We start from the raw sequence: 17488 nt of genomic DNA on the forward strand, positions 1-17488 counted from the left end.
GGCGGCGCGGGTGTCGACGGAGACAGCCGGGGCCGCCCCGGCCGGGGCGGTGAAGGCGTTGGTCATGGCCGACGTCGCCGCCCGGGCCGGGGTCTCCCACCAGACGGTCTCGCGGGTGGTCAACGACCACCCCAACGTGGCCGCACCCACCCGGGAGCGGGTGCAGCGCGCGATCGCCGAGCTGGGCTACCGGCCCAACACCGCGGCCCGCGCGCTGGTCACCGGCTCGTCCCGGACCATCGGGCTGATCACGATCAACGTGAACCAGTACGGGCCGGCGCAGACGCTGATCGGCCTCGAGGAGGCGGCCCGGGCCGCGGGCTACTCGCTCTCGGTGGCCATCCTCGACGAGCCCGGACTCGACGAGCTGCAGGGTGCGCTGGACCGCTTCCTGGCCCAGTCGGTCGACGCGGTCGTGCTGCACACCTCCAGCTCCCAGGCCGTGGAGGCACTGCGTTCCCTCGACCCGCCGGTGCCGCTGGTCGCGGTGCAGATGGGGGCCGAGGAGGTCCGGCCCACCGTCACGGTGGGGCAGGAGGCCGGCGCCCGGCTGGCCGTGGCGCACCTGCTGGGCCTGGGTCACGCGACCGTGCACCACGTCGCCGGCCCGGCCTACTCCCTGGAGGCCCAGCGACGGGTGGTCGGCTGGCGAGCCGAGCTGACCGGCGCCGGCGCAGAGGTCCCCGAGGTCGTGCACGGCGACTGGTGGCCGACGTCGGGCTACGCGACCGGGCTGGCCCTGGCCGCCCGGATCGCTGCCGGGGAGGTCATCACCGCGGTCTTCGCCGGCAACGACCAGATGGCCCTGGGGTTGATGGTCGCGCTCTGTGCCAGCGGCCTGGAGGTGCCCGGTGACGTGAGCGTCGTCGGCTTCGACGACGTGCCGGAGGCGGCGTTCTACACCCCGCCGCTGACCACGGTGCGCCAGGACTTCGCCGAGCTCGGCCGCCGGGGCGTGGCGCTGGTGCTCGCGCAGCTGGCCGGCGAGGACACCCTCCCCGACCAGGTGGAGCCCCAGCTGGTCGTCCGGTCCAGCACCGCCCCACCCCGCCGCTGAGCCGCGCCCTCGACAGGGGTGTGGTCCGGAGCACGTTGTTAGCGCTAACATACTGAACACCGCGGACGGGTCCGACGTCGTGACCGCGCCGCGCGGAGGAGGAACGCATGTCCGAGCAGCACGTCATCGGGGTCGACTACGGCACCCTGTCCGGCCGGGCCGTCGTGGTCCGGGTGTCCGACGGGGCGGAGCTGGCCAGCGCCACGCACCCCTACCCGCACGCCGTCATCGAGCGCGAGCTGCCCGGCACCGGGGAGCAGCTGCCGCCGGACTGGGCGTTGCAGGTGCCCGCCGACTACGTCGACGTGCTCAAGACCGCGGTGCCGCAGGCGCTCAAGGCCAGCGGCGTCGACCCGGCCTCGGTCATCGGCATCGCCACCGACTTCACCGCCTGCACGATGGTGCCCACGCTGGCCGACGGGACCCCGCTGTGCGAGGTGCCGGAGTTCGCCGGGCGCAAGCACGCCTTCGTCAAGCTCTGGAAGCACCACGCGGCCCAGCCGCACGCCGACCGGATCAACGCCCTGGCCGCCGAGCGTGGCGAGGCGTGGCTGCCGCGCTACGGCGGGCTGATCTCCAGCGAGTGGGAGTTCGCCAAGGGCCTGCAGCTGCTGGAGGAGGACCCGGAGGTCTACGCGGCCACCGAGCGCTGGGTCGAGGCCGCCGACTGGATCGTCTGGCAGCTGTGCGGGGAGTACGTGCGCAACGCCTGCACCGCCGGCTACAAGGGCATCCGGCAGGACGGCGCGTACCCCTCCGCCGACTTCCTCGCCGCGCTGAACCCGGGGTTCGCCGACTTCGTGACCGACAAGCTCGACCAGCCGATCGGCCAGCTCGGTGAGCGGGCCGGCGGCCTGACCCGGGAGGCCGCGCGCTGGACCGGGCTGTCCGAGGGCATCGCCGTCGCCGTGGGCAACGTCGACGCACACGTCACCGCCCCGGCCGCCCGGGCCACCGAGCCCGGCCAGATGCTCGCGGTGATGGGCACGTCCACCTGCCACGTGATGAACGGCGACACCCTGGCCGACGTGCCGGGCATGTGTGGCGTCGTCGACGGCGGGATCATCGACGGGCTCTACGGCTACGAGGCCGGGCAGAGCGGCGTCGGCGACATCTTCGGGTGGTTCGTCGACACCGCCGTCCCGCCGGCCTACGTGCAGGCCGCCGCCGAGCGCGGCATCTCGGTGCACGAGCTCCTCACCGAGCTCGCCGCCGTGCAGCGGGTCGGTGAGCACGGCCTGATCGCGCTGGACTGGCACGGCGGCAACCGCTCGGTGCTCGTCGACGCCGAGCTGTCCGGGGTCGTCGTGGGCCAGACGCTGGCCACCCGCCCCGAGGACACCTACCGCGCGCTGCTGGAGGCCACCGCCTTCGGCACCCGCACGATCATCGAGTCCTTCGAGTCCAGCGGGGTGCCGGTCACCGAGCTGGTCGTGGCGGGCGGGCTGCTGAAGAACGCCTTCCTCATGCAGACCTACGCCGACGTCTGCCGCCGTCCGCTGTCGGTGATCGTGTCCGAGCAGGGCCCGGCACTGGGCTCGGCCATCCACGCCGCCGTCGCCGCCGGGGCCTACCCCGACGTGCCGGCCGCCGCCGAGGTCATGGGCAAGGTCCGCCGCGGGGCGTACACCCCCGACCCCGAGCGGGCCGACGCCTACGACGCGCTGTTCGCCGAGTACACGCTGCTGCACGACCACTTCGGCCGGGGCGGCAACGACGTGCTGCACCGGCTCCGCAAGATCCGTCGCGAGGCCGCTGCCGCCGCCGGTCGTGGCGTCACCACCCCCGCCCTCGACACCGAGGCCCCCAGCCTCGAGGAGCTGCCCGCATGAGCGCCGACACCCGCAACACCGTCAAGACCGCCGCGTCCGGCGAGTCCGGGACCTTCCGCGCCCAGCGCGAGGACCTCGCGCGGCTGCACCAGCTGCTGGTGAGCAACGGCCTGGTCACCTGGACCTCGGGCAACGTCAGCGAGCGGGTGCCGGGGGAGGACCTGTTCCTGATCAAGGGCAGTGGCGTCGGCTACGACGAGCTGACCTGGGAGGGGATCACCGTCTGCGACCTCGACGGCCGCGCCGTCGACGGCGTCAAGGGCCCCTCCAGCGACACCGACGCGCACGCCTACGTCTACCGGCACATGGCCGAGGTCGCCGGCCAGGTGCACACGCACAGCCCCTACGCCACCGCCTGGGCCGCGCGGGCCGAGCCCATCCCCTGCGTGCTCACCGCGATGGCCGACGAGTTCGGCGGACCGATCCCGGTCGGGCCGTTCGCGCTGATCGGGGACGACTCGATCGGCCAGGGCATCGTCGCGACGCTGCAGGGCCACCGCTCGCCCGCCGTCCTCATGCAGAACCACGGCGTGTTCACCATCGGCGGGAGCGCCAAGGCCGCGGTCAAGGCCGCCGTCATGACCGAGGACGTCGCCCGGACCGTGCACTTCTCCAAGCAGCTGGGCGAGCCCCTCCCGATCAGTGACGCCGACGTCACGGCGCTGTGGCAGCGCTACCAGAACGCCTACGGGCAGAAGTGAGCGAGATGACGACCCCCCAGATCTGGTTCCTCACCGGCAGCCAGGACCTCTACGGCCCCGAGACGCTCCAGCAGGTCGCCGAGCAGTCCCAGCGCGTCGCCGCCACCCTCGACGGGGCCGCCGCGGTGCCCGTCGAGGTCGTGTGGAAGCCGGTCCTCAAGGACTCCTCGGCCATCCGGGCCGCCATGGGCGCGGCCAACGAGGACGCCGCCTGCATCGGCGTCGTCACCTGGATGCACACCTTCTCCCCGGCCAAGATGTGGATCGCCGGGCTGGACGCGCTGCGCAAGCCGCTGCTGCACCTGCACACCCAGGCCGACGCCGCCCTGCCGTGGGCGACCATCGACATGGACTTCATGAACCTGAACCAGGCCGCCCACGGCGACCGCGAGTTCGGCTTCGCCCTGACCCGGCTCAAGGTCCCGCGCACCACGGTCTCCGGGCACGCCTCGAACCCGGCCGTGCAGGCCCGGGTCGGCGGCTGGGCCCGTGCGGCGCTCGGCGTGGCCGAGGCCCGCACCCTGAAGCTGGCCCGGTTCGGCGACAACATGCGCAACGTCGCGGTGACCGAGGGCGACAAGGTCGAGGCCGAGCTGCGGGTGGGCGTCTCGGTGAACACCTACGGCGTCAACGACCTGGTCGACGTCGTGGCCCAGGTGACCGACGCGCAGATCGACGCGCTGGTCGCCGAGTACCTGGACTCCTACGTCGTGGCCGAGGACCTCCGCCCCGGCGGCGACCGGCACGACAGCGTGCGGGAGGCCGCGCGGATCGAGGCCGGCCTGCGCGCCTTCCTCGTCGACGGTGGCTTCCGGGCCTTCACGTCCAACTTCGAGGACCTCGGCGCCCTGCGCCAGCTCCCCGGCCTGGCCGTGCAGCGGCTGATGGCCGACGGGTACGGCTTCGGCGGCGAGGGGGACTGGAAGACCTCGGCGCTGCTGCGCATCCTGAAGGTCGTCGGCGGCGACCGGCCCGGCGGGACGTCCTTCATGGAGGACTACACCTACGACCTGTCCGCGGAGACCCCGAAGATCCTGGGCGCGCACATGCTCGAGGTCTGCCCCTCCATCGCGGGGGAGAAGCCGAAGCTCGAGGTGCACCCGCTGAGCATCGGTGGCCGCGAGGACCCGGCCCGCCTGGTCTTCACCGCGGCGTCCGCGCCCGGTGTGGTGGTCGGCTGGGCGGACCTGGGCGACCGGTTCCGCTGGGTGGCCAACGAGATCGACGTCGTCCAGCCCACCGAGGCGCTGCCGAAGCTCCCCGTCGCGCACGCCGTGTGGGAGCCCAAGCCGGACTTCGCGACCTCCACCGAGGGCTGGCTGACCGCCGGGGCACCGCACCACACGGTGCTCTCCACGCAGGTCACCACCGACGAGCTCACCGTGCTCGCCGAGGCGTTCAGCACCGAGCTGGTGGTCATCGACGAGGCCACCACCCGGCGTGGCCTGGCCCAGGAGCTCCGCTGGAGCGCCGCGTACCACCGGCTCGCGAACGGCGTGTAGCCCACAGTCGCCACGGGGCGGGCCGGATCACCGGCCCGCCCCGTGTGCTCCCACCGGCTCAGCGGCCGGTGTGCTCCATCCAGATGCGACGCCGCTCGACCTTGGTGCGCACCCGGCTCATCGCCTCGACCCGGCGGGTCTGCTCGGGGGTGGCCCGACGCTCGGCGACGGCGACCTCGGCCTCGCGGATCTCCCGCTCGGCCCGGCGCTCGGCCGGGGTCGATGGCGGCAGCTCCGGCTCCTCGTCGGCGTCGGTCTCCCGGTTGCCCGCGGTCTGCAGGTGGTACGGGTTGTCCGCCGGCAGGTTCCCGCTGACCCGGCCGTACAGGCCCAGGGTCAGCAGCACGATGCCGGTGACGATCGAGAAGATGACGTTGGCCATCGAGAAGGCCAGCACGTTCAGCGACGTGTTCAGCACGAACAGGTGCCAGAACGCCGACAGCAGGAACGCGACCCCGAAGCCGATCATCACCACGCCGGACTGCCGGCCGCCGCGCAGCGCGGAGGCGACCAGGACCGCGGCGGTGAGCAGCGAGATCGTGGAGAGCAGGCCGTTGCTGGACAGGCCCACGACGGTGTCGCCATCGGTGGAGAAGTACTCGAGGCCACCGAGCAGGCCCAGCAGGCCGAAGACGGCGAGCACCGCGGCGACCACGAGGGCGCCGATCCGGTGCACCACCTTGACCTTGCGCGCGGTCGGGGTGTCGAGGTCGTCCTCGGTGCCCCACACGGTGGCACCGCTCTGATCGGGGCGCTGCGGGTCGACCGCGGGGCGCTGGGGGGCGTTCGTGGAGTCCATGACGGGTGCCTCTCTCGGTGCGCTCTGGTCTGAACGACCTGCGCCAGCTACCCGCCCCCGCGCACCTGTAACCGTCGCTTACGCCGGTGGGGGGAGGCTGTGTGGCACCCCGGTGTCGGCCAGGAGCTCGGCGACGGCGGCCTCGGCCTCCTCCCGGGCCCGGCCCGGGCCCTCGACCAGCGCGGAGAGCACCGTGCCGTCGAACACCGCGACCAGCCGGGCCGGCGGCGGGCCGCCCCGACCGCTGCGGTCGAGCACCTCCTGGACCAGGGCGTCGAGCCGCCGTCGGGTCGCCGCGAGCACCGGGCGCACCGCCGGGTGGCGCCCGGTGGCCAGGAAGCGCTCGTAGTACGCCAGCAGGTCGGCGTCGGTGCGGCGACCGGGCCCGACCACCACGTCGGCGACGAGGCCCGCGGTCGCCGCCGTGGGCCGGCGGCGGCGGGGGAGGGCCTCGACCAGGGCGGCGACCTCGTCCAGCTCTCGCGTCCCGAGGGTCTCCAGTGCGGCCGCCAGCAGGTCGGCCAGGTCGCGGAAGTAGTAGGTGGTGGCGGCCAGGGGCACCCCGGCGGCCGCGGCCGCGGTGCGGTGCGAGACCGCGTCCGGGCCGCCGGCTGCCACCAGGTCGGCCGCGGCGCGGACGATCGCGGTCCGGCGCAGCTCGCCCTTGGGGGTGGCGCCCACGGCTCAGTGCGCCGAGGAGGGGGCCAGGTTCAGCCCGATGACCCCGGAGACGATGAGCACGATCGACAGGATCCGCAGGGTGCCCACCGGGTCACCGAGCAGCGCCATGCCCACGATCGCCGTCCCGGCCGCCCCGATGCCGGTCCACACCGCGTAGGCCGAGCCCACCGGGAGGGTGCGCAGCGCGATGCTCAGCAGGGTGAAGCTGACCGCGGCGCACACGATGAACGAGACGGTCCACCAGAGCCGGCTGAACCCCTCGGAGTTCTTCAGCGAGACCGCGAACGCGGTCTCGAAGAGTCCGGCGACGATGACGAGTGCCCAGGCCACGGGGAGCCCCCTCGGTGCGAGCCGCGGGCTGGTCCGGCGGCTTTCTGGCACGACCGTACCAAAAAGTCAGGAGGTGGGCGGCTTGGGCACCTCGGCCCAGACCTGCTTGTCCTCGGGAGTGACGTCCACCCCGTGGGTGAGCGAGAGGTCCGCGACCAGGTAGAGGCCGTGGCCGCCCTCGGCGGCGGGGCGGTCGACGGCCGGTTCCGGCAGGCGCTCGACGGCGGCGTCGGCGGCCACCACCACCCACGAGTCGGCCCGGTCGAACACCTCCAGCCGCGCCGGGGGGCGCCCGTGCCGCAACGCGTTGGAGGCCAGCTCGTCGATCACCAGCACGACCTGCTCCACGGTGTCCTCGACGACGTCGGGGTCCTCCGGCCCGGCCGCCCCGGTGGGCAGGGCGGTGTCCAGCAGCAGCTGTCGGGCCGCGCGACGGACGGCGGCCAGGCCCCGCAGGTCGGTCAACGCCCACTGCTGCGCCGGGGCCGGGACCGGCGGGGTCGCCGCGGGCAGCCAGAGGTCGTCCCGGTCGCGCGTCAGCACGGGTGCGGGGTCCAGCTGCAGGGCCAGCAGGGCGATGTCGTCCTCGGCCTCCTGGGCCACCAGGTCGAGGAGGTGGTCGCAGAGGTCGCCCCCGCGCACCCCGGCTGCGGTCGCGGCGCCGACGGTCGCGACGAGCCACGCCGTCCCGTCGTCGAGGTCGGTGCCCCGGCGCTCGACGAGGCCGTCGGTGTACAGCAGCAGCGTCTCCCCGGGCGCCAGCTCGGCGCGGTGGTCCGACCGCCGGGCAGCGGGGTCCACGCCGAGCATCAGCTCGGGTCGGGTGTCCAGCAGCTCGACCCGCCCGTCGGCCCGGACCACGAGCGGGGCCGGGTGCCCGGCGTTGGTCCAGCGGACCACCCGGACCTCGCGCTCGTCGGGCTCCTCCAGGCAGGCCAGGACCAGCGTCGCGTAGACGCCCGTGCCCAGGTCGGCCAGGGCACGGTCGAGCTGGCCGACGACGGCGGCCGGGGGCTCGTCGACGGTGTAGGCGATCCCGCGCAGCAGGTTGCGGGCCTGGCCCATCAGCGCCGCGGCGTCCTGGTCGTGCCCGCTGACGTCGCCGACCACGACGTCGACCAGGCCGGCCGCGGTGGTGAAGCTGTCGAACCAGTCGCCGCCGATCTGGGCGAGCAGCCCGGCCGGGCGGTAGCGGGCGGCCACGGTGCACCCGGGGTGCTGGGTCGGTTCGGTGAGCAGGCTGCGCTGCAGCGCCTCCGACATCTCCACCGCCTGCACGGCCCGGGCCTGTTCGGCGTCCCGGGCCCGGATGCGCACCAGGGCCTGGGCGCACTGGGCGGCCAGCGCGGAGAACACGTCCTCGTCGGCGGGGGAGAAGGACCGCGGGTGGTCCCAGCCGAAGGTGAGCGCGCCGAGGGTCTCCCCGCCGGCGAGCAGGGGGTAACCCACCACGGCGTGCAGGCCGGTGGCCTCGAACATCTCCGCCATGCCGGCGCCGCTCGCCCCGCCGACGGCCCGGTCGCCGAGCAGGACCGGACGGCGGCCGACGGTGACCGCGGCGGGGATGAGCTCGCTGTCCAGCGGGATCTCGGCGTACGCCGCGATCGCGTCGTCGGCGCCGGTGGTGATCGCCTGGGAGACCACCCGGCCCCGCAGCACCCCGATCGCCCCGGTGGTGGCGCCCACGGTCCGCAGGCCACGGTCGACCAGCACCCCGCGGAGCTCGGCCAGGTCGCGGGCCTGGGCCATCCCCAGCGCCGCCTCGGCCAGTGCGGCCCGCAGTGCGAGGGCGTCGCTCTCGGCCGCGCGGGCCCGGGACACCTCACCGGCCCGGGCGAGCATCCGCGCCTCGACCTCCTCGGCCCGGGCCCGCCAGGTCCCCTCGGTGGGCGTGGGCAGCGCCGCCTGCTGGCCCAGCACGTAGTCGGTGACCTCGGTGAGCACCTGCACCACGAGGACGACCTCGTCGTCGGCGACCACCGGGACGGCCAGGTGCGACCAGTAGCGCTCGCGCGGGATACCGGTGTCCCGGTCGGCGATGTCGTAGCGGGCCACCGGCATCGGGTCCGGCCGCCGGGACGCCGCGGCGCGCTGGAAGGACTGCACGATGAACGGGGTGCCGTCGACGTCCAGGCTGCCCGGGTCGGGCGGGAACAGCGAGACGATGTCCCGGCCGACCACGTCCGCGCGGGTCATGCCGAACATCCCCAGGTACGCGTCGTTGGCGTCGACGACCACCATGTCCGGGTCGACGGCCACGTGCGGGGTGGGGAGTGCGGCGAACAGCTGCGCGTACAGGTCCCGCGCCACCGCCCACCTCCTGCTCGTCCACCCGTGTCGCTGGAGATGATGACCCACCCGGGGCGGCCGGGGGTCAGCCGGGGAGGTCCTCCCGGACCACCGGGCAGCTCATGCACCGCGGTCCGCCGCGGCCGCTGCCCAGCTCGGACCCGGCGATCGGCACGACCTCGATCCCGGCGGCCTCCAGTGCGGCGTTGGTGACGGTGTTCCGCTCGTAGGCCACGGCCAGCCGGGGGGCCAGGGCGAGGGTGTTGTTGCCGTCGTCCCACTGCTCGCGCTCGGCGGTGACCGGGTCCAGGCCGGTGTCGATGACCCGCAGCCGGTCGATGCCCATCGCGGCGGCAGCGGCGACCAGCAGCGGCTGCGGGCCGGTCACCCGCAGCTCGGTGGTGTCGGCGTCGTCCGGGGGCTGCTCCCCGGCCGTGACGGTCCAGGCGACCAGGTGGTCGGCGAGGTTGGGGTACATGACGACGGCGTCGACGTCGACCATCGTGCAGATGGTGTCCAGGTGCATCGTGGCCCGCTCCTGCGGCACCGGGACGACGAGGACGGTGTGCGCCAGGCCGCGGGCGAAGGCCCGCCGGGCCACCCGCTCGGCCCCGCCGGCGGTGGTGCGCTCACCGACGCCGACGGCCAGCACGCCCGGGGCCAGGGCGAGCACGTCGCCGCCCTCGAGGTGCTCCAGCTCGGGGCCGTAGAGCTGCTCGGTGCCGGCGAAGCGCGGGTGGTGGCTGTAGACGGCCCGGGTGATCGTCGACTCGCGCAACCGGGCCGGCATGGTCAGCGAGGTGACCGCCACCTGGTCGCCGACCCACACCGAGGAGTCCCGGGTGAAGAGCAGGTTCGGCAGCGGGGGGACGACGAAGTCCCCGCGGGTCATCAACTCGTAGGCCAGGCCCCGGCCGCCCCGCAGCTCGTCGTGCGCCAGCCCGGCGATGAGCACCGAGGCCAGGTCCGCCGCGCCCAGCCCGGAGAGGTGGGAGGTGGTGGCGTGCCGCAGCGTCGCGCCCAGCCGGGGGTCGTCGACCGCTGCGGCGATCAGCTCGTCGCGGGCGGCGGGGACCTCCATGACGTCGGCGAGCAGCCGGTCCAGGTGCAGCACCTCGACCCCGCGCCCACGCAGCGCCTCGGCGAAGGCGTCGTGCTCCTCCTGGGCGCGGGCCACCCACGGCACCCCGTCGAAGAGCAGCTGGTCGTTGTTGCGCGGGGTGAGCCGACGCAGCTCGGCGCCGGGGCGGTGCAGCATCACGGTGCGCAGCCGGCCGACCTCGCTGGTCACCCGGGGCGGCAGGGGGGCGCTCGTCGCGTCGGCGGTCACGGGGGCGGCGGTCATGGGTGCAGAGCCTTCCCTGCGCCCACCTCCCGGTCCAGCCGGGGCAGACTGTCGCGGTGACCGAGCCCCGTGCCGCCCAGCCGACCTGGTTCGTCGTCCTGCTCGGGCTCGGCCTGGCCGTCCTGGTGGCCGGGCTGTCGTTCTTCGCCCTGCAGGCCCTCGGGGTCGAGGCCGTCGGCGGTGGCTTCGTGCTGGTGATCTGCCTGCTGGCCGCCGTCGTCGGGGGCTTCCTGGCGCGCACCGTCGCGGCCAGGCTCCCTCCGCTGGGCCGCCCCCGCTGACCTGCCGGTCGACCCCAGCAGCACCCCGCCGACCACGAGGGCGCCCCAGGCGAGCTCGGTGCCCGTGGTCGGCTCACCCAGCAGCAGCCAGGCCGACCCGATGCCGACCACCGGGACCAGCATGGAGAACGGCGCCACCGTCGACGACGGGTGCCGGCTCATCAACGCACCCCAGACCCCCGAGCCGAGCAGGGTGGCCACCAGCACGGTGAAGGCCAGTCCGGCCAGCGCCAGCAGCCCGGTCGTCGTCCCCAGGGTGGTCAGCGAGCGCCCGACGGCGTCGGGCCCCTCGACGGCGAGGGAGACCCCGAGCATCGGCAGCGGGGGCACCACGCTCATCCACAGCGTCAGGGCGAACGGGCGCGGCGCCCGGGCCTGACGGGTGCAGAGGTTGCCCAGCGCCCAGCCCAGCCCGCCGCAGAGGGTGAGCAGCACCGGCAGCAGCAGCGCCCCGCCGTCCACCTCGGCCCGGTGCAGGGCGATCCCGGCCAACCCGGCGACGGCGACGGCCACCCCGAGGGCCTGCCGTCCGGTGAGCCGTTCGCGCAGCAGCAGCGCGGCCAGCACGACGGTGCAGGGCGCCGAGGACTGCAGCACCAGGGAGGCCAGCCCGGTGGGCATCCCGGCGGCCATCGCCGCGTAGAGGAAGAGGAACTGCAGGACGCCGAACCCGACCCCGTAGCCCAGCACCCAGCGCCAGGGGACCCCGGGCGGACGCACGAAGAGCACCGTCGGGACGGCGATCAGCGCGAAGCGCAGGGCGACCAGGAAGAAGGGCGGGAACTGCTCGAGCGCGACGTGGATGGCCGGGAAGTTGAGGCCCCAGGTGACGGCGACGAGGCAGGCGAGCAGGCGGTCGCGGGTGGGCACGTGCTGATCCTGCGGCGGGAGATCGTTCAGCACCATCGAATCCTGGTGCGCTGTCGATGTAGCGTTGCTGCATGGACGTGCGGGCGCTGGAGACGCTGCGAGCGGTGCGCAGCCAGGGCGGGGTGACCGCCGCGGCCGCGGTGCTGCACCTGACCCCGTCGGCGGTCTCCCAGCAGCTGGCCGGGCTGGCCCAGGACGCCGGCGTGCCGCTCACCGAGCGGGTCGGGCGCGGGCTGCGGCTGACGGCCGCGGGGGACGCGCTGGCCGATGCCGCGGTCGACGTCGCGGTCGCCCTGGAACGGGCCCGGACCGCGTGCGCCGTCTTCCGCGACGCGCCCACCGGCACGGTGCGGGTCGCGGCGTTCCAGTCCGGGGCCTGGATGCTCTTCCCGCGGCTGCTCACCCGGGTCGCCGCACAGGGCGGGATCGAGCTGCGCTGCTCCGACGAGGACGTCGCCCAGCGGGAGTTCGCCGCCCTCACCGACCGCCACGACCTGGTCGTGGCGCACCGCCCGGAGGACGGCGAACCCGGGTGGGGCGGGGGCGTGCGCGTGGTGCCGCTGCTGCGGGAGCCGCTGGACGTGGCACTGCCCGCGGAGCACCGGTGGGCCGACCGGGAGTCCGTCACCCCGGCCGACCTGGCCGACGAGGACTGGATCACCGTGCGGCACGGGTTCCCGCTGGCCCGGGCCCTGGCCGACGTCGGGCTGCGGTCGGACACCACGCCCCGGGTGGTGCAGCGGATCAACGACTTCCACGTGGTGGAGGCGCTGGTGGCCGCCGGGCACGGCATCGCGCTGCTGCCCCGGTACTCCTCCGGCCTGCACCCCGGCGTCCGGCTGGTGCCGTTGGTCGGGGTGCGGGCCGGGCGTCAGGTGGACGTGCTCGTGCGCCGGGACGTCGCCGAGCGACGGGCCGTGCGAGTGGTGCTGGAGGAGCTGGTCGCCGTGGCCGGGGAGATCGACGGCCGCGGGGACCTCAGGCCGGGGTGACCGGGGCGGGCACCGAGCGGAAGACCCGGTTGAGGCCCGTCTGGTTCAGCAGCAGCCGCAGCGACGTGGGGGGCTCGACGAGCTCCAGCTCGGCGCCGGCGCGCTTCTGCTTGCGGGCCAGGTGGACCATCAGCTCCAGCCCGGCCGAGCTCATGAAGGTGACCTCGCGGGCGTCCACGCGGGAGGGCCACTGGGCCGGTCGCACGGTCACCCGGAAGTGCCGCACGACGTCCTTGTCGATCTCGCCGGTGAAGACCAGCAGCTCCCCGTCGCCGACGAGGGAGATCGAGCCGTGCTCGGGGGCGGTGTCTTCCGCGGGCTCGGTCATGGCTGCGCCTGTAGCCGACCTGTGCGTTCGCAAACCCCGGCCCGGCGCGTCACCCCGGGAGGAGGACCCCCGGGTTGCAGACCCCCTGCGGGTCCAGCCGGGCCTTGACCGCCCGCAGCACGTCCACGCCGAGGGCCCCGACCTCCTGCTCCAGCCAGGGCCGGTGGTCGGCGCCGACGCCGTGCTGGTGGGTCAACGTGCCGCCGGCGCCGAGCAGCGCGTCGGTGGCTGCGCGCTTGGCGGTGAGCCACTGCTGGAGGGGCAGGCCGTCGTCCCGGTCGGCCAGCACGGTGACCACCAGCGAGGCGCCGGTGGCGTAGCCGTGCGCGACGTGGGTGAGCACGAGGGGTCGGTGGCCGGGCCGGCTCAGCGACTCCCGCAGCGCCCGGCGCACGGCGTCGTAGACGGTGGGCAGCGCCGACCAGGTGGCCGCGGTCTCCAGGGTCTCGACCAGCAGGCCCTGGTCGAGCAGCTGGTCCCGCAGCTGCGGCACCGCCGCCCGGGGTGCTCCGGCGCGGGTGCCCAGCCGCATCGCGCCGCTCTCCCGCAACAGCGCCGACGCGGCGGCCCGGCGGGCGCGGACCACCGTCGGCAGCCCCTCCCAGCCCAGCACCAGCAGGCAGTCCCCACCGTGCCGCCGGGACCGGAGCAGGCCACGCAGGGCCCGCGCCCCGGACCCGCCGGCCAGCAGCGACCCGGTGCGGGTGTGCGCGGGGTCCCCGAGCGACACGACGTCGGGCAGCAGGTCGTGCCGGGCCAGCCGCTGCAGCGCGGCCAGGCCGGCGGCCCAGCTGCGCAGCGACCAGCCCTCGTGGTGCCGGGCGCGGGGCTCGGGGCGCACCTGCAGCCGCAGCTCGGTGACCACCCCGAGGGTGCCCTCGGACCCCAGGGCGAGGGCGAGCAGGTCGGGTCCGGCGGCCGGTGCCGGGGGCCGGCCGAGCTCGAGGACGCCGGTGGGGGTGGCCAGGGTCAGCCCGGCGACCAGCCGGTCGAAGCCGCTGGTGCCGGTGGCCGCGTGCCCGCCGAGGGTGCCCTCGGCGAGGTCCTGCGGGAGCCGGTCCAGGGCCAGCCCGTCCGCCTGCAGCGCCTCGGCCAGCGCGGGCGCCCGCATCCCGGGGCCGACGGTCACCAGCGAGGAGGGCACGTCCAGGGCGCGCACGGAGGCCATCCGGGCCAGGTCGAGCACGACCACCGGCCGGTCGTCGGCGTCGGTGCCGGGCAGCCCGCCGACCGGGCTGGTGCCGCCTCCCCAGGGGACGACGACGACCCCGCGGGCGCTGCACAGCGCCAGGACCGCGGCGGTCTGGTCGGTGTCGGCCGGGGTCAGGACGGCGTCCGGGGCGTCGGAGGCGTCGCCCTGCCGACGGCGCAGCCGGTCGAGGTAGCTGGTGCCGCCGGTGTGCCGCAGCCGGGTCTCCCGGTCGTCGGCCACCTGGTCCTCGCCCAGCAACGCCACCAGCTCGGCGCGCACCTCGGCGGGCAGCCGGGTGGCCCGGGGCTCGAGGTCGGCCGCCGGCACCGGCGGCGTGGCCCGCGGGGTCCAGCCGAGCTCCCGGGTCAGGTGCTTGCGCGCGGCCTTGGACAGGGTCTGCTCCCGGGCAGCGGGCTCGGCGGGGGTCGGTGCGGGCTGCTCGGGCATCGGTCCAGTCTGCCCGCCCGGGCCGCCCCCACCCGGGACCCCCGCGGGTCGGTCAGGGCGTGGGCCAGTCCGGGAAGCGGCCGTCGGGGAAGCGGGCGGTGCCGACGACGACCGCGGCGCCGGCGAGCAGGGCGGCGTTGAGGAGGGCGAACCCCAGGAACCCGGCCGGGGCCAGCACCGCGCCGGCGACCAGCGGCACGCTGACCTGCCCGGCCCGGTTGGCCCACAGCCGCACGCCCAGCGCAGCACCCTGCACGCCGGGGGGCACCAGGCCGACGGTCCAGGACATGGTGAGCGGCTGGGGCGCGCCGAGGGCGACGCCGAGCAGCACCATCGCCGGCCACCCGGCAGCCGTGGGGCCCAGCGCCAGGAGCACCAGGGCCAGCACGCCGGTCACCAGGGCCCCGGCGAGCACGGGGCGGACGCCGAGCCGGTCGACGATGCGGCCCAGGGCGACCCGGCTGAGCACCGACACCGCTGCGCGCAGGGCCAGCAGCAGGCCCAGGGTGCCGGCGGCGACGTCCCGCTCGGCGGCCCAGAGCGGCAGCATCGTGTACATCAGGTCGACGGTCACCAGCACCGCGGCGCTGGTGCTCAGCGACCGCCAGAACTGGGGCAGCCGCACCAGCCGGTGGGCCGGGAGCCCGGCCCGGGTGCCGTCCGCGGCCCGGGGCGCCCGGGTGGGGCGGGGTGCGCTGCGCACCGCCACCCCGGCGGCCACCAGCCCGACGACCCCGGCGATCCCGCAGGCGACCAGGCCCTGACCGGTCCCCGCCGCGGCCACCGCGCCGAGACCACCGGTGACCGCCAGCGGCGCGACCAGCTGGCCCAGCGACGCCGCGGTGGTCACCAGGGAGAAGTGCCCGGTCCGGTCGCCGGCGGCCGAGCGGGCCGCGACGACGGCCTGCTGGCCGACCATCGCGAGCAGGCTGCCCGCGCCGGTCACCGCGGCGCCGGCGAGGAGCCGGGGCAGGTCGGGGGCGGTGGCGATCAGCGTCGTCCCCACCAGCAGGACGACGATGCCGAGGACGGCGACCGCGCCCCCGCCGAACCGGTCGCAGGCGCGTCCCGCGGGCACGGCACCCAGCAGTGCGGGGAACGCCGTCGTGGCGGCCAGCACCCCCAGGGCCGCGACCCCGGCGCCCTGCTCCACGGCGACGAGCCCGGCGAGCACCCGGGCGCCCACCCAGACCACCTGCACCGCGGCCGTCTGCAGGGTGAGGAGGGCGAGCCAGCGCTGTCTCACGAGGGCCGCAGCGGGACCTCGCCGCGGCCGCCGACGAGCCGGGTCAGGTCGTCGATCGACTCGCGGACCGCCGTGTAGTGCCCGGCGTCGAGGTGGTGCACGGCCAGCTGCAGGGCGTAGACGATGGCCATCGGCACCAGCAGGGTGTTGTACTCGCTGTCCCGGCCGCGGCCGGCGGCCAGCACGTGGTCGGGCCGGGGCTCGAACTCGTAGCCGGGCGTGTCGGTGACCAGCACGACCCGCCCGCCGCGGTCCTGGGCTGCGGCCACCAGGGCGGGCAGGCTCGTGGGCGCCTCGCGCAGCGCGAAGGCCATGAGCAGGCAGTCGGCCCCGAACGTCACGAACCCCTCGGCGATCTCCCGGGCGGTCGGGCCGATCGGGACGACGACCTTGCCCAGCCGCTTCAGCCGGCGGGCGAGCAGGTCCACCGCCTCGCGCGCGCCGACCGACGTGTAGAGGTAGACGCGCGCCGAGTCGTGCACCGCCCGCGCGGCCGCGTCGACGTCCTCCTGTCGCAGGTGCCGGCCCATGAGGGTCAGCGCGGCGGCCTCGTCCTCGGCCAGGGACGCGACGTCGTGCCCGGTCTGGGAGCGCATGACGCCGCTGGGGGCCCGGTCGCTGCTCTCGTCCCGGCGCAGGTCGGTGCGCAGCTCGGCGTACCCGCGGTAGCCGAGCTTCTGGGCCAGCCGCACCACGGTGGACTCGTGCGCCTGGGCCCGTTCGGCCACCTGTGCCGCGGTGAGCCCGGAGGCCTCCTCCTCGGTGAGCAGGACGTTGAGGACACGCCGGTCGGACGTGCTGATCGATCGTGCGTTGGTGGCCAGCGCCGCCCGGAACCCCACGTGGTCTCTCCTCGGTCCGCTCGAGCCGTCCGGCTCGGGTTGTTGACAGCATCACACCTCAATGCAAGCCTGTGCAAGCTTGCAAGTCCGCCCGCCAGGGTGGAGGACTCCTCGCAATGGGGCGACATCCGATGACATCTCAGACCCACTCCCGCACCATCCTCGAACGGACCCTCGTCGGGTCCGCCGCCGTCGCCGGCGCCGTGGCCCTCGTGGCCGGCAACGGCTACGGGCTGACCGCCCCCACGGGCGTCGGCTCCGGCGTCGTGCCGGCCGTCGCCGGGGTGCTGCTCCTGCTCGGCGCCCTCGCCTGGACCGTCGAACTGGTCGTCGCCGGCCGGGCCGCGGCCGACCAGCCCGCACTGGCCACCGTCGTGGCGCACCAGGTGACCGACAGCGAGCTCCTCGACGACGAGCTCGAGGAGGAACCCGACCCGATGCCCGGGCGTCGGGACGTGGGCCGGGTGGTCACCGTCCTGGTCGCGATCGCGGCCACCGCGGCCCTGCTCCCGGTGCTCGGGTTCAGCGTCAGCATGGTGGCGCTGCTCCTGGTGCTGCTGATCGGCGTCAGCCGTCGCCGGCCGCTGGCCGCCGTCGTCGTGGCGGTCGTGGCGACCGCCGCCGCCCGGCTGGTCTTCGAGACCTGGCTGGGCACGGCGCTGCCGACCAGCTCCCTGCCCCTCCTGTCGACCTGGGGGCTGTGAGCCGTGTTCGGTGCCCTGTTCGACGGTCTGCTGTCCATCCTCACCGTCCA

At 75.3% G+C, this 17488-nt stretch carries 16 protein-coding genes; 6 read left to right on the top strand and 10 right to left on the bottom strand.

The window, feature by feature from the left end; translation table 11 throughout:
* Positions 1-64 precede the first annotated feature (64 nt).
* The 4 genes from F1C76_11210 (at position 65) to araA (ending at position 5092) form a co-directional block, all read left to right on the top strand.
* On the top strand, positions 65-1057 hold the full coding sequence (locus F1C76_11210) for a LacI family DNA-binding transcriptional regulator (GenBank protein ID QNG39176.1): 993 nt from the start codon (positions 65-67) through the stop codon (positions 1055-1057).
* Positions 1058-1164: 107 nt separating this feature from the next.
* Positions 1165-2889, top strand: coding sequence for a ribulokinase (gene araB / locus F1C76_11215; protein ID QNG37081.1), 1725 nt, complete (start codon positions 1165-1167; stop codon positions 2887-2889).
* Positions 2886-3590: an L-ribulose-5-phosphate 4-epimerase gene (locus tag F1C76_11220; GenBank protein ID QNG37082.1), complete on the top strand. Its 705-nt coding sequence runs from the start codon at positions 2886-2888 to the stop codon at positions 3588-3590. Before araB ends, F1C76_11220 begins: the two co-directional genes overlap by 4 nt.
* A 5-nt stretch (positions 3591-3595) precedes the next feature.
* Positions 3596-5092: an L-arabinose isomerase gene (gene araA, locus F1C76_11225; GenBank protein ID QNG37083.1), complete on the top strand. Its 1497-nt coding sequence runs from the start codon at positions 3596-3598 to the stop codon at positions 5090-5092.
* Positions 5093-5150: 58 nt separating this feature from the next.
* Here araA and F1C76_11230 read toward each other — a convergent pair whose 3' ends face one another.
* The 6 genes from F1C76_11230 to F1C76_11255 form a co-directional block, all read right to left on the bottom strand.
* Positions 5151-5891 carry a DUF4383 domain-containing protein gene (locus F1C76_11230; GenBank protein QNG37084.1) on the bottom strand — a complete coding sequence of 247 codons (741 nt, stop codon included), beginning with the start codon at positions 5889-5891 and terminating at the stop codon, positions 5151-5153.
* Between the two features lie 78 nt (positions 5892-5969).
* Complete coding sequence (locus F1C76_11235) at positions 5970-6572, bottom strand: TetR family transcriptional regulator (protein QNG37085.1); 603 nt, start codon at positions 6570-6572, stop codon at positions 5970-5972.
* Between the two features lie 3 nt (positions 6573-6575).
* On the bottom strand, positions 6576-6902 hold the full coding sequence (locus tag F1C76_11240; GenBank protein QNG37086.1) for a multidrug efflux SMR transporter: 327 nt from the start codon (positions 6900-6902) through the stop codon (positions 6576-6578).
* A 66-nt stretch (positions 6903-6968) separates the two neighbouring features.
* The gene (locus F1C76_11245) at positions 6969-9260 is read right to left on the bottom strand and encodes a SpoIIE family protein phosphatase (protein ID QNG37087.1); all 2292 of its coding nucleotides are present in this window, start codon (positions 9258-9260) and stop codon (positions 6969-6971) included.
* A gap of 16 nt (positions 9261-9276) precedes the next feature.
* Positions 9277-10536, bottom strand: coding sequence for an arginine deiminase (locus F1C76_11250; GenBank protein ID QNG37088.1), 1260 nt, complete (start codon positions 10534-10536; stop codon positions 9277-9279).
* Positions 10533-11687, bottom strand: coding sequence for an EamA family transporter (locus F1C76_11255; GenBank protein QNG37089.1), 1155 nt, complete (start codon positions 11685-11687; stop codon positions 10533-10535). The genes F1C76_11250 and F1C76_11255 overlap by 4 nt, the downstream gene beginning before the upstream one ends.
* Before the next feature lie 71 nt (positions 11688-11758).
* On the opposite strand from F1C76_11255, the gene F1C76_11260 reads away from it, so the two are divergent.
* A complete protein-coding gene (locus tag F1C76_11260) occupies positions 11759-12679 on the top strand; it encodes a LysR family transcriptional regulator (protein ID QNG37090.1) in 921 nt (306 codons plus the stop codon).
* Here the strand turns inward: F1C76_11260 and F1C76_11265 are convergent.
* The 4 genes from F1C76_11265 to F1C76_11280 are packed head-to-tail and all read right to left on the bottom strand — an operon-like array spanning position 12666 to position 16734.
* Positions 12666-13007: an STAS domain-containing protein gene (locus F1C76_11265; GenBank protein ID QNG37091.1), complete on the bottom strand. Its 342-nt coding sequence runs from the start codon at positions 13005-13007 to the stop codon at positions 12666-12668. The two genes, F1C76_11260 and F1C76_11265, sit on opposite strands and share 14 nt — an antisense overlap.
* Positions 13008-13056: 49 nt before the next feature.
* The gene (locus F1C76_11270; GenBank protein ID QNG37092.1) at positions 13057-14646 is read right to left on the bottom strand and encodes an FAD-binding oxidoreductase; all 1590 of its coding nucleotides are present in this window, start codon (positions 14644-14646) and stop codon (positions 13057-13059) included.
* A gap of 52 nt (positions 14647-14698) precedes the next feature.
* A complete protein-coding gene (locus F1C76_11275) occupies positions 14699-15892 on the bottom strand; it encodes an MFS transporter (protein ID QNG37093.1) in 1194 nt (397 codons plus the stop codon).
* The gene (locus tag F1C76_11280; protein QNG37094.1) at positions 15889-16734 is read right to left on the bottom strand and encodes a MurR/RpiR family transcriptional regulator; all 846 of its coding nucleotides are present in this window, start codon (positions 16732-16734) and stop codon (positions 15889-15891) included. The genes F1C76_11275 and F1C76_11280 overlap by 4 nt, the downstream gene beginning before the upstream one ends.
* Positions 16735-16850: 116 nt before the next feature.
* Between F1C76_11280 and F1C76_11285 the strand changes: the two genes are divergently transcribed.
* Complete coding sequence (locus F1C76_11285) at positions 16851-17438, top strand: hypothetical protein (protein ID QNG37095.1); 588 nt, start codon at positions 16851-16853, stop codon at positions 17436-17438.
* Positions 17439-17488 lie beyond the last annotated feature (50 nt).

Source organism: Geodermatophilaceae bacterium NBWT11 (assembly GCA_014218215.1).
GTDB lineage: Bacteria > Actinomycetota > Actinomycetes > Mycobacteriales > Geodermatophilaceae > Klenkia.

Bases quoted from the DNA above. Each gene is read 5' to 3' on its own strand.
- F1C76_11270 (QNG37092.1), bottom strand. From the start codon at position 14,646: ATGCCCGAGCAGCCCGCACCGACCCCCGCCGAGCCCGCTGCCCGGGAG.
- F1C76_11260 (QNG37090.1), top strand. From the start codon at position 11,759: ATGGACGTGCGGGCGCTGGAGACGCTGCGAGCGGTGCGCAGCCAGGGC.
- F1C76_11220 (QNG37082.1), top strand. From the start codon at position 2,886: ATGAGCGCCGACACCCGCAACACCGTCAAGACCGCCGCGTCCGGCGAG.
- F1C76_11230 (QNG37084.1), bottom strand. From the start codon at position 5,891: ATGGACTCCACGAACGCCCCCCAGCGCCCCGCGGTCGACCCGCAGCGC.
- F1C76_11210 (QNG39176.1), top strand. From the start codon at position 65: ATGGCCGACGTCGCCGCCCGGGCCGGGGTCTCCCACCAGACGGTCTCG.
- F1C76_11285 (QNG37095.1), top strand. From the start codon at position 16,851: ATGGGGCGACATCCGATGACATCTCAGACCCACTCCCGCACCATCCTC.
- F1C76_11265 (QNG37091.1), bottom strand. From the start codon at position 13,007: ATGACCGAGCCCGCGGAAGACACCGCCCCCGAGCACGGCTCGATCTCC.
- F1C76_11250 (QNG37088.1), bottom strand. From the start codon at position 10,536: ATGACCGCCGCCCCCGTGACCGCCGACGCGACGAGCGCCCCCCTGCCG.
- araA (QNG37083.1), top strand. From the start codon at position 3,596: ATGACGACCCCCCAGATCTGGTTCCTCACCGGCAGCCAGGACCTCTAC.
- araB (QNG37081.1), top strand. From the start codon at position 1,165: ATGTCCGAGCAGCACGTCATCGGGGTCGACTACGGCACCCTGTCCGGC.